This window comes from Candidatus Cloacimonadota bacterium, from assembly GCA_021734245.1.
Taxonomy (GTDB): Bacteria; Cloacimonadota; Cloacimonadia; order Cloacimonadales; family TCS61; genus B137-G9.
The window spans coordinates 1-12,502 of sequence record JAIPJH010000034.1 but is presented as its reverse complement, the minus strand read 5'-3'; the positions used below and the strand labels follow the sequence as shown (position 1 = coordinate 12,502).

Sequence of the window (12,502 nt, the reverse complement as noted above, 5' to 3'; positions counted from 1 at the left end):
CATAGTAATTCTTTATCGAATTATTTCAGTAAGATCATTTTGCGAGTATCTGTGTAGCGTCCACCTGCTCTCATTTTGTAGAAGTAAACACCACTGGATACGTTTCTGTTGTTTGCATCTTTTCCATTCCACACAGCTTCATGCTGCCCGGCTTGTTTGTGCTCATTTACAAGAGTCGTAACTTTTTGTCCTTTTACGTTGAATACATCGATAGCAACATCACTGGCATTATTCAAGTTGTATTTGATTGTTGTAGTAGGATTGAATGGATTTGGATAGTTTTGAGAAATGCTGGCGATAGATGGAATGATCGTATTATTGTTATTTCCAACTTCTTCGAACTTGATCTTAACAGAAGAATACATCATTGTTCCACCCAGATTTTCTCCATGTCCTTGAATGAATGAACCGTAGCTGTTGTCATCCAGGAATGCCAGATGAAGCAGTCCGTAGCCATCACCCAGATCTTCTATTTCATCTCCGGGATAAATATAGCAGGGAATCATGCCATCGATTTCGGGAGCATAATTATCATCATCAGATTTTGCATTGAAGATAATTGGTTCCTGCCAGTTTTCTCCGCCGTCATTGGAAATAGCGATAGCAACTTCCGGAAATTCTGCCCAGTCTTCGTAGCCAGGTTCTGGAATATTTCCAAGACGAGATTTAAGACCTTCAGACCAAATCGCAGCCAGCCAGCCTTTATCTTCATTTTTAGTCATTTTGAAGTTGTTTTCATGGAAAGCAACACCATTATCGAAATGATAAATTGGCCAGCCGTCTACCCAGGTAGCATATCCGTCAGGGTCATATTCATCGACCTGTCCGTCTTCATCCAAATCCCAGGGAAGCATCGGAAGGTTATCATTTGGATTGGCACCGGTAATGTAAAGGTCCTGAAACTTAAATTCTTCATTTACCAGATCGTAAGTATAAACCTTTGGATACATCATCGGCAGATCTGGATACCAGCTTGCAGGATGTAACATCATATTCATGTTACCCAGAAACTTAAGTTCTGTTCCGCCATTAGCAAAGATAACATTTTGATGATTGCAAAGGTAGGGTTCCATATAAAGTTGTTCTGGTGCACCGGTATCTGGATCTACAAAGCGATAAGTTCCATCCTGATTTTGAGGATTGTCGATATCAAATTCGGCTGGTCCTTCAAAATAGGTGTAATCACCGTCACCATAATTATCGTTCACGAAACAAAACATTCTATCTGGAGTAGTAGAAGTTTCACCGTCTGTTATCACGTAACCGAATAAGGCAACTTTTCCATCTTCAGAAACGGCCATTGCTTTATTGGGACGCTGCCATTCAGGAATTCCAGCATTCCAGTCATCCATCAGTGGAATTGTGTTATAAGTCCAATCCAATTCTGACTGCATGTTAAAATCATTAACATCAAAATCAGCATGAGCGATCAAAACATTTTCCGATGGATTAATTGCACCATAAGCATTGTTTCCAACTACATAAACTCTTCTTTTTCCTGCAGTAGGAGAAGGTCCAATATAAACGTATGGCCATTCAAATTCATCTGCTGGATCGTTTGAGATGTAGCTTTCATCAATTACAACAAATGGTGTTTTCCAAAGTCCAGGACTTCCCAGATGGAACATGTCGTAAGATACAACACATTCATTATCTACAGAACTTGGATCAATGTTCACATGCCAGCTTACAATTGGATCACCAGTTACAGGATCTATATCCAATCCGGCATAACCTTCTGCAATGTCGTCCGTGCTGATTGTAGCAACATTTGTCAGGTTTCCGCTTCCATCAATGTAGGCATAATAAACACGACGTGTAGAACCTGCTGTTTCACGTCCATGGAAAGCAATGTAGATTCCATCACCAGCATCATCAGGCTGAAGTCTAATTGGTGTGCTGTTGTAACTACCAGGCATGTAATCATAATAGTTTGTGATAATGCTTAAAGGATTTGTGTAAAATTCCCATTCTGGAACATCACGAGAAGTATTCTCGTAAACTTTTGCCCTTTTTCCATGTTCCAAAGTTACTGAATTCCGAGGGACGTCGGTCATCATATCTGCCAAAAGAATACTTACAAAAGCTATAAGTATTACAAATACGAAAGTTTTTTTCATCTTTCCTCCCAAATTTATTTGCATATAACGTTGCAATTTGCGTGCCGTTCCATATATCCAAACTTTTTTTTTGGAATATCTTAGCTTATTTGTTTGAAATTAAAAGAATTATAAACATAATATTATTTTATTTCCTGTAAAATCTATTCTATTGTAAAATCGAGAAGTTCATTTATTTTGCGGAAATCACTCCTCATTTTGTTTTTGCGGTCAGGCAATAAAAAAAATGCGCCGGAAAACCATTTGATCTTCCGACGCGCGGGGATGTTAGATTACTAACATTAGCTGATCATTTCTATTTCAATAGGATCATTTTTTTGGTTGTTGTAAGATTTCCAGATTTCATTTTGTAGAAGTAAACTCCGCTGGAAACATTTCTGAAGTTGTCGTCTTTTCCCTGCCATGTAACCTGATGTTCACCGGCATTTTGATGTTCTTGAACCAGAGTTCTTACTTTTTGACCTTTCACGTTGAAAATTTCCAATTCAACCTCGGCAGCTTCCTTAAGATTATAAGAAATTGTGGTACTTGGATTGAAAGGATTTGGATAATTCTGCTTCAATTCCACAATAGCCGGAATTGTGTTTGGTTCGGTATTATTGGGATTTCCAAATTCAATATCGATAGCTGTGTAGATCATCGTTCCGCCCAGGTTTTCGCCATATCCTTGAATCGAAGATCCGTAGCTGTTATCATCCAGGAACATCAGATCGACTCTGCCCCAACCATCTCCAAGGTCTTGAATTACATCGCCTGTATAAACGTAGCAGGGAATCATTCCGTCAAATTCTGGAACATAGTTATCATCGTCAGTTTTGGCATTCATCAGGATTGCATCCGACCAGTTTTCTCCACCATCATTAGAAATTGCAACAGCTATTTCAGGAAATTCTGCCCAATCTTCATAACCGGGTTCTGGAACATTTCCAAGACGAGATTTGAGACCTTCCGACCAAACTGCAACCATCCAATCATTATCTTCATTTTGGGTAAGCTGCCAGCGATTTTCGTGGAAAGCCACATCATAATCATAATGAAATACCGGCCAGCCATCAACCCAGGTTACTATGCCATCGGCATCATATTCATCTACTTGCCCGTCTTCATCCAGATCCCAAGGTAACATCGGAATATTATCATTAGGATTTGCGCCTGTAATATACAGATCCTGGAAAGTGAATTCTTCTGTATTCAAATCGAATGTATAAACTTTGGGATACATCATTGGCAGATCGGGAAACCAGTCTGCTGGATGGACCAGCATATTCATATTTCCCAGAAATTTAACTTTTGAATTATTATCGGTAAACATCACGTTTTGATGATTACACAGTGTTGGTGCCATATACAACTGAAGCGGTTGACCCGTTTGATCATCTACAAAGCGATAAGTTCCATCCTGGTTCTGAGGATTATCGATATCAAATTCTGCCTGTCCCAGATGCATTTCAAAGTCTCCTTCGCCATAATTGTCATTCACGAAGCAATACATCTGATCCGGAGTTGTAGATGTTTCGCCATCTGTGATAACATATCCAAAAAGTGCGATGCTTCCATCATTGGAAACTGCTGTTGCACCATTTGGCCGCATCCATTCAGGATCTTCATTGTGCCAGGCATCCATTTGCGGAATTGTACGATAAGACCAATCCAGTTCTGACTGTGCATTGAAATCATTTTCATCAAAATCAGCAAAAGCGATCATTACGTTCTCTGATGGATCACCACTTGGCGCATTGTCAAAGTTTGTAGCTACAACATAAACACGACGTTTTCCAGTAACTGGAGACGGACCGATAAAAGTGTAAGGCCAGTTGAATTCATCGTCCGGCATGTTGGGTGATTGAGTTGCATCATCGATAACAATAAATGGTGTTTTCCAAAGTCCCGGACTTCCCAGATGGTAAAGATCGTAAGAGACAACAATTTCAAAATCTGTATTGGATTCATCAAAATTTCCATGCCAGGCTGTGATCGGGTTTTGAGTCTCGGGATCGATGCTGATTCCAGGATAACCTTCGTTAACATCATCCGTTCCAATAGTTGCTACGTTGGTTAAATTTCCAGCTGCATCCACATAAGCATAATACACACGTCTTGTGGAAGCTGCAGTTTCACGTCCGTGGAAAATCATATACTTTCCACCATCGGGCTGCACCCGCACAGAAATACTATTATAACTACCTGGTTGATAATCGTAATAGTTTGTGATAAGGCTTACGGGATCTATTCCGATTTCCCAGTTGGGAACATCACGGGAAGTGGGTTCATAAACTTTTGCAGAATGATTGTGGGCGTCGAGTTCTGCATTTCTTGTGGTGGCTTGCTGCATTTCGGCAGATAAGCTGATAACAAAGCAAACCAAAATAATCAATAATGAAAATTTTTTCACCATTTCCTCCTTTATTTATTGATAAGAAAGCAATTGCTGTGCCAGAAGCCAAGTTGACTCGAATTCATCAGGTATTGCTCTCTAATTAATTTAAAATATTGAATTTAGATTTCAATTTTACTTTTATTTTTTTGAATTTATCTCAAAAAATTTTCACTAAAATTACAATCTTTTGCGGAATTGATACCGCAAATTGAAAATGAATATAAACAGAAAGCACCGAAGTTGGTGCTTTCTGTTTTCGAGCTTCTTTTCCTCGCAGGGAAAATCTATTTCATCAGGATCATTTTCTTTGATACTGAATATTCATCTGTTTGCAGTTTGTAGAAATAAATTCCGCTGGCAGCCCTGGAGCCATCAGCTTCTTTTCCATCCCAGATCACCTGATGATTTCCGGCAGATTGATCTCTATTGACAAGTGTGGCTACTTTTTGCCCTTTCACGTTGAAAACATCGATGCTGACATGACCAGTACTTTTGATTTGATATTTGATTGTAGTTGTCGGATTGAACGGATTGGGATAATTTTGATCTAAAATAGCAGTTGGAGTAGGAAGGACAGGATTGCTGCCATTCGAAGAAAAATCAATATCAATTGCTGCATACATCATTGTTCCACCCAGATTTTCTCCATGACCGGCAATTGTAGAGCCATAGCTGTTATCATCCAGGAACATCAGATGCAATCTTCCCCATTCATTTCCCATATCTTCTATTACATCTCCTGTATAAACATAAACCGGGATCATTCCATCAAGTTCAGGTGCATAATTATCATCATCAGTTTTGGCATTCATCAAGATTGTTTCCGACCATGTATCACCACCATCGCGGGAAACGGCAACTGCAACTTCGGGAAATTCTGCCCAGTCTTCATAACCAGGTTCAGGAATATTTCCAAGCCGAGATTTTAAACCTTCCGACCAGACAGCAACCATCCAACCATTATCTTCATTTTGTGTTACCTGCCAGTGGTTTTCATCAAAGGCAACTCCATTGTCATAATGGTAAATCGGCCAGCCATCTACCCAGGTAACATATCCGTCAGGATCGTATTCATCTACTTGGCCATCTTCGTCCAAGTCCCACGGCAGCATCACATTATCATCATTTGGATTTGCTCCTGTAATGTACATATCCTGAAAGCTGAATTCCTCATTTACAATATCGTATTTATACATTTTAGGATACATCATCGGCAGATCGGGATACCAGGAATCGGGATAAAGCAGCATGTTTACATTTCCCAGGAAATACAAACATCCATCCTGCATGATAACATTCTGATGATTACAAAGATAGGGAGCAAAATAGATATCATGTGGTTGACCTGTATCGGGATCGACAAAGTATGGAGTTCCATCCTGATTAAGAGGATTGTCTACATCGTAATGACAGCTGGTTTCCTGATATACAAAATCTCCTTCACCGTAATTTGTATTTACAAAAGCATAAAGTTTATCTGCCATGCTGGTAGAAGCGTCTTCTGTAACTGTGTAACCAAAAAGGGCAACTGTTCCGTCTTCATCTAAAGCTACAGCATGAGTCGGACGTACCCATTCCGGATTTCCGGCATGCCAGTCATCCAGCATTGGAATTGTACGATAAGTCCAATCCAACTCTGATTGTGCATTGAAATCATTTTCATCAAAATCGGCATAAGCAAACATATTGTTTTCGGAAGGATTTCCATTGGGTGATTCATCATTATTGCTGGCAATTACATAAACTCTTCTTTTTCCTGCTGTAGGTGAAGGACCTACATAAACATAGGGCCACACAAATACATCATCTGGTGCAATGGCAGAAGGAATGTTGTCATCAATCACGATAAATGGTGTTTTCCAAAGTCCAGGACTTCCCAAATGATAAAGGTCGTAACTAACCACAACTTCTTCATCTACTGTGCTTGCATCGATATTTACATGCCAGGCTACAATGGGATCACCAGTAACAGGATCAAGATCGATTCCCGGATAACCTTCGTGAATATCCTGAGTCCCGATCGTAGCTGAGTTGGTAAGGTTGCCGTTTGCATCAATGTAGGCATAATAAACCCGGCGTGTAGAAGCAGCTGTTTCACGGGCATGAAAAGCCAGGTAAATTCCGCCGTCGGCAGTTGTTTGAACCCGAATAGGAATGCTGTTATAACTTCCCGGCATGTAATCATAATAGTTCGTCATGATGCCAACCGGTTCAATCGCAAAATTCCAGTCTGGAATATCACGTGGTGTGTTTTCGTAAACTCTTGGTTTTTTAGTTCGCAGAACTTCTTCTGCATTTTTGTAAATGGGCTGCATGTGTTCTGCCCAGATACATGCGAATAAAACTACGAAAAGTGAGACGATGAGTAGTTTCTTCATTTCTTCCTCCTATGATATTTGAGGAATAAAAATGCAATTGGTGTGCCATGTAGTTAAATCTTTATATTATAGATTATAGAGCGTTATAAAGATAATATTAATATTGAATTTGCGGAGGTGATTCCGCAAACTGAATGGTTAATGTTGCAGGATCGCTATGCTATCAGATATCCAGAATCTTAATTTTGGAATACAATGTATTCCTATCTATATTCAATATTCTTGCTGCTTTTGACTTGTTATATTTTACATCTAGAAGAACTCTCTGAATAATTTCGCGTTCCATATTATGACTCACTTCCGAAGTAATATCCGCCAGAGAATATCCTTTATCCATGATCCTTTGATAATATTCATCGATACTGGCAGAACTTTTATTCTGGCTTACCATGGTAATTTCCTGATCGATGGTTTCTTTGGAGATACGATTATTATCTTCCAGGAGAACTGCCCTTTTTACCAGATGTTTCAGTTCACGCACATTTCCCGGCCAGCTGTAGGAAAGCATCACTTTCATTGCTTCGGGTGTAAACCCTGCAATCTCTTTGCAAAGTGCATCATTTGCTTCTTCAAGGAATTCATCGGCCAGAAGCGGAATATCATCTTTGCGCTTGGAAAGCAAAGGCAGATCAAGTTTGAATTCGTTCAATCTATGGAAAAGGTCATCTCGAAAATCTCCGGAATTTACCACTTCCAAAATATCCAGATTCGTTGCTACGATTATTCTCACATCTACTTTTATGCTTTTGGTGCTGCCCACACGCTGAATAGAACGCTCCTGCAGAACGCGCAAAAGTTTGGCTTGAGCAGCAGCGGGTAAATTGGTTATCTCATCCAGAAACAGCGTACCGCCGCTGGCAGCTTCAAATTTTCCTTTTTTATTGGCATGGGCACCGGTAAAAGCTCCTTTTTCGTAGCCAAACAATTCGCTTTCCACCAGCGTATCGGGAATTGCTCCGCAATCAATCGGCACGAAAGCACCATTTTTGCGATTACTTTTTTTGTGAATGAGGTTTGCCACAACTTCTTTTCCGGTTCCGCTTTTTCCCTGAATGATCACGCTCATATCGGTGGGAGCGATCAGATTGATCTGTTTTTTTACACGATTTATTTGAGGGCTTTCACCGGTAATGTCTGCTTGTTTTACCTTACCATCCAGTTTTTTGCGAAGGCATTTAACTTCTCTGCTCAAGCTTCTAGTTTTGAGTGCTTTTTGAATTGTAAGTGTAAGATCTTCATTTACAAATGGTTTCGTTACATAATCATAAGCCCCCATCTTCATGGCTTCCACCGCAGTTTTGATATCGCCAAAAGCTGTGATCATTATTACCAGCATTTCTGAATCGTATTCTTTGATCTTCTTCAGAACATCCATGCCATTCATCTGCGGCAGGCGAATATCAAGCAAAACCAGATCCGGAATGAGCTCTTTTACTAAACTTAAACCGTCTTTACCGTTGCCAACTGTATCAATATCATATCCTTCATCAGACAGAATATTTTTCAAAATTATCTGCATGTTCTTGTTATCATCGATAACTAAAATTTTATTCATAAAGCCCCTTCCCTTGCCTTATCTTTATCTTATAAATTTATTAATTATTGGAAATTGGAAACGTCAAGTAAACTTTTGTTCCTACCTTCTCCTCGCTCTCTATCTGCATGTTTCCATTGTGGTCGGAAATAATTTGATGACACAAACTTAAACCAAGTCCAACCCCGTCTTCGCGAGTTGTGTAGAACGGGTCGAAAATTTTACTGAGATTTTCCTGGGAAATTCCAAATCCTGAGTCTTCAATTATCACAGTCAGCTGTTCATTTTTAAAATCTGCTTTTCCGGAAATTTTTAATTTTCCACCATTTGGCATTGCCTGGATAGAATTGAGGATGAAATTCTGAAAAGCTTGCTGCAGCCATTTAGCATCGAGCATTATCCGCGGAATTGTGGTTGAACAGTCCAGTTCTACATTCACCTGATTTTCCTGCAATCTGGCATTCACACTGTTAAGAACTTCTTTAATAACTTTGCAGACAGAATCCTTTTTCAGTTTTACTTCGCGCGGATTGGCAAAATCTAACAATCCTTTGATGATGGCATTTGCTTTATCGGATTCTTCCTGAATAATTCCCAGAAAATCTTTTATCTGGTTTTGGGGATTGTATTTGCTGAGACAGATCTGAGCTGAAGAGCTGATATTTCCAAGCGGATTTCTGATCTCATGAGCAATTCCAGCTGCCAGTTCACCAACACCGGCAAGTCGTTCAGAACGGATCAATTGATTTTCCAACTGTTTTCTTTCTGTAATTTCTTTTTTCAGTTGATCATTGGTTTCCCGCAGATCTTTGGTTCGTTCTTCTACTACTTTTTCCAGGATGATGGTATTTTTTTTATTCAAACGATAACGATAAAAAATGACAAAAGCCAGCACGATTACAATTGCCAGTCCAAAATAGAGCAGCCACATATTCAACCGTTGCTTTTCTGCCTGCAGTTTGTAGATCTCATTGTCTTTCTGCAAAAGTTCAATTTCTTTTTCGCGTTCTTCCAGAAGAAGCTGCACTTCGTAAGTTGCTTCCATTCCGGCTATAATTTCCATTCTTTCACTGGAAAAGATACTGTCTTTTACGCTGGAATATAATTTGTGATATTTTAAAGCTTCCTGGTAATTTTGCTGAGCAACTTTCACATCGGAAAGACGCAGATATATTTCGATGATCAGATCGCGTATTTCGATCTGTCTGGCAAGCTTTAAGCCATTTAACAAAAATTCTTCAGCTTTGGAATAATTTTTCAATTCGTAATAAACAGTTCCCACGTTATTCAAAGCAGCAGCAATACCTTTTACTCTTCCCAATTCTCGATATTTATCCAAAGCGTTCAGAAGATATTTAAGGGCTTTTTTATAATCATTCAGGTTTTTGTAGGCTACTCCGATGTTATTATTGGCGTCGGCAACTCCACTTACATCGTTTAGTTCACCGTAAATATTTAAAGATCCTTGATAATATTCAATCGCTTTTTCATATTCTTTGATAGTATCATAAATAACACCTATATTATTCAGAGTCGTTGCAATTCCAGTTTTATCACCAATCTCCTGTTCAAATTTCAATGATTTCAAATAATATTCCAAAGCCATATCATTATTTCCCAGATCATCGTAGATAATGCCGATATTGCCAAGAATATTTGCTTTTCCCCGCAAATCTTGCACTTCCTCGTAAATGTTGAGGGCTTTAAAATGATATTCTAAAGCCTTATCATAATTTGTAAGTCCGCCATATATCAGGCCAATATTTCCACATGTAGCAGCCATTCCTACTTTATCATCAAGCTTTTCATAAATCTGAAGAGAACGTAGAAAATATTCGAGCGCTTTATTGAAATTACTGAGGTTTTCGTATACAATTCCAATATTATTCAAAGAACCAGCAATTCCTTTATCGTTGCCGATCTCCTCTTCAATTTTAAGTGATTCCAGGTAAAATTTAAGAGCATTATTATAATCATTAATTGCATCGTAGATTATTCCGATGTTATTGAGTGCGGTAACGATCTCTTTTTTGTCTCCGATCTCCTTTCTTAGTTCCAAAGCATCCATCAGAAATTCCATACCTGTTTCAGAATCGCCCAGATAGAAATAACCGACTCCAATATTATTGAGTGCTTTTGCTTCGCCGGCTTTATATTTTTCTTTTCTGGCAAGTTTTCTGGATGTTTCGCCATATTCTACAGAATAAGTTGGATCGATCTGCCAGTAAGCTTTGGAAAGATCGTTCAAAGCATCTACTTTTTCTTTTCCTGTTGTGTTTTCAATGCGGATATCCAGGCTGTCTATTTTGGAGGTTTGCGCTGAAATTAAAGAAAAACAAAATATTATTATCAAAATTATTACTAATTTCTTCATCGTATTCCCATCCTTTTTAAAACTTCTGTCAGGAATGAATCTTTCCTGTTCAGAAAATTATAAATCGCTTCCGCAACCTGCGGCGTGCGCAAATAACCATAAACCTTATGCGGATTTTTTTGTCCATCATAAATATATTCATTATTCACGATATTGTCTTTCGGTAACATTGCATTTTTATTGAAGTTATAGTCGTCTGCCAGGTTATAATTTGCAGCAATGTTATCATCCAAATCCGAAAAATTGAACCAGTTATTTCTAATGTTATCAGGAACCGGTGGCTGGCTGTTTTCATCTATTTTCTTTCCCAATTCCAGCAGGATTTTTTTGGTGATAACCGGCAAACCCAAAGGTGAACCAAGCGTGATGAAAGTATCAATTTTTAAATTCGGAATTACGTGTAAAAGTGTATCGTAGGAAATGATCGTTCCCATGGAATGAGCAAGAATTAAGATATCATGATTTTTGTATTTTTTTAGAAGTTGAGCCAACCGATTTCGAAAAGCTGTTTTAGCTTTTTCATTTTGATTAAGACTGCAATTTCCATGATAATAAGTATCCAGATCAGCGAACATTTTTCGGATTGTGAGATCCGCAATTTTTTCAATACCTTCGATGGCATCTTCCCGCAGGAAAAGATTATCCATTGCGATTTCCAATTTATCCAGAATTTTACGTTTTGTATTATTGATCTCTTTTTCCGTTTTGGGAGGTTCAAAGGAAGTATACGGCTCTTTCAAATACAACGGATCATCTTCATCTTCCATTTGGGGATCGAGCGGTTTTTCATACTCCATATCTGCCCAGTAACAAAGTTCAAATTTGAAGCTATCGTGAAAATTATTATAATATTGCAATCCATCGCGGATGGATTTGATCCACCAGCTTTCCAGAAGCTTTTTGGCTGGCTTGTTCTTAAGTCCGTGAATTCCGATGATTATTGGTTTCATTTAATCTTTTATTCCATATTGTCCCCCGTGGTAAGGGGGAATTAAATATATCCCGTGGAATCCTATGGATATTCCACTGGGAGGGGGTTCATTTTCCGATAAAATTTTAACATAAAAAAAATTCATTTAACAGAAAACCCCTCTTCTCGAAAAATTTCGGGATTCTCCCCTTCCAAAGGGGAGCTTTGAATACTTATTACTTTCAAAGGAATCTCTAACTTCTCAGCATATTCAATCGTATATTTAGTTCCTTCACATTTACCATCCCAGAAGGCAATCAAAGAATCACAATTTTCCACGATCTGTCGATCACGAAAATGTTTTGCCTCTTCCCCATAATTCTTATAATCTGGAGGAAATTCGATTAATTTTATATTATGTACCTTTGCATATCGAGCAGCCATTGCATCTGTTCCCGATGCAGCTCCGCTTACAATGGCTGTTATTCCCGAAAGTTGATCCAAAACAGATTTCAGTTTTCGATAATCCTTAAATTCTTTACTTCCAATAACAGCCAGCTTCATTTTCATTCCTTTAAATATAGAGAAATCTCTAAAATTCATTAACAAAAGCAGGCAAGAAAAAAATTGTTTTGACATTGAGTATAAACTTAGAGTTTTCTTGTTTTTGATTAGGTAGTGTAACATGTTTTATGAAAAGTTATGAAACATTTTCATAAAGCGAGAATAGAAAAACATAAGTGAAAAATAGTGTCAAATCGTGGATAAGTCTGAAATTTATCTAAAGTGTACACTATCCACACCACGAC

At 38.4% G+C, this 12,502-nt stretch carries 7 protein-coding genes; all 7 read right to left on the bottom strand.

From position 1 onward, the window contains the following. Window positions 1-20: 20 nt before the first annotated feature. The 7 genes from K9N40_06815 to K9N40_06785 all read right to left on the bottom strand — a co-directional run bounded on the left by K9N40_06815 (window position 21) and on the right by K9N40_06785 (window position 12,257). A complete protein-coding gene (locus K9N40_06815; GenBank protein MCF7814169.1) occupies window positions 21-2,120 on the bottom strand; it encodes a T9SS type A sorting domain-containing protein in 2,100 nt (699 codons plus the stop codon). 295 nt (window positions 2,121-2,415) lie between these two features. Further along, a complete protein-coding gene (locus K9N40_06810) occupies window positions 2,416-4,512 on the bottom strand; it encodes a T9SS type A sorting domain-containing protein (protein ID MCF7814168.1) in 2,097 nt (698 codons plus the stop codon). Between the two features lie 269 nt (window positions 4,513-4,781). After that, on the bottom strand, window positions 4,782-6,875 hold the full coding sequence (locus tag K9N40_06805; protein ID MCF7814167.1) for a T9SS type A sorting domain-containing protein: 2,094 nt from the start codon (window positions 6,873-6,875) through the stop codon (window positions 4,782-4,784). A 163-nt stretch (window positions 6,876-7,038) separates the two neighbouring features. After that, entirely contained in the window at window positions 7,039-8,430 is a 1,392-nt protein-coding gene (locus K9N40_06800; GenBank protein MCF7814166.1) for a sigma-54 dependent transcriptional regulator, read from the bottom strand. A 40-nt stretch (window positions 8,431-8,470) separates the two neighbouring features. Further along, the gene (locus K9N40_06795; GenBank protein ID MCF7814165.1) at window positions 8,471-10,783 is read right to left on the bottom strand and encodes a tetratricopeptide repeat protein; all 2,313 of its coding nucleotides are present in this window, start codon (window positions 10,781-10,783) and stop codon (window positions 8,471-8,473) included. Next, window positions 10,780-11,733 (bottom strand): GPI inositol-deacylase, encoded by a 954-nt coding sequence (locus K9N40_06790; protein MCF7814164.1) that lies wholly within the window; start codon window positions 11,731-11,733, stop codon window positions 10,780-10,782. Before K9N40_06790 ends, K9N40_06795 begins: the two co-directional genes overlap by 4 nt. A 122-nt stretch (window positions 11,734-11,855) precedes the next feature. Continuing rightward, window positions 11,856-12,257, bottom strand: coding sequence for a DUF2493 domain-containing protein (locus tag K9N40_06785; GenBank protein ID MCF7814163.1), 402 nt, complete (start codon window positions 12,255-12,257; stop codon window positions 11,856-11,858). Window positions 12,258-12,502 lie beyond the last annotated feature (245 nt).

Bases quoted from the DNA above. Each gene is read 5' to 3' on its own strand.
- K9N40_06815 (MCF7814169.1), bottom strand. From the start codon at position 2,120: ATGAAAAAAACTTTCGTATTTGTAATACTTATAGCTTTTGTAAGTATT.
- K9N40_06805 (MCF7814167.1), bottom strand. From the start codon at position 6,875: ATGAAGAAACTACTCATCGTCTCACTTTTCGTAGTTTTATTCGCATGT.
- K9N40_06800 (MCF7814166.1), bottom strand. From the start codon at position 8,430: ATGAATAAAATTTTAGTTATCGATGATAACAAGAACATGCAGATAATT.
- K9N40_06795 (MCF7814165.1), bottom strand. From the start codon at position 10,783: ATGAAGAAATTAGTAATAATTTTGATAATAATATTTTGTTTTTCTTTA.
- K9N40_06790 (MCF7814164.1), bottom strand. From the start codon at position 11,733: ATGAAACCAATAATCATCGGAATTCACGGACTTAAGAACAAGCCAGCC.
- K9N40_06785 (MCF7814163.1), bottom strand. From the start codon at position 12,257: ATGAAGCTGGCTGTTATTGGAAGTAAAGAATTTAAGGATTATCGAAAA.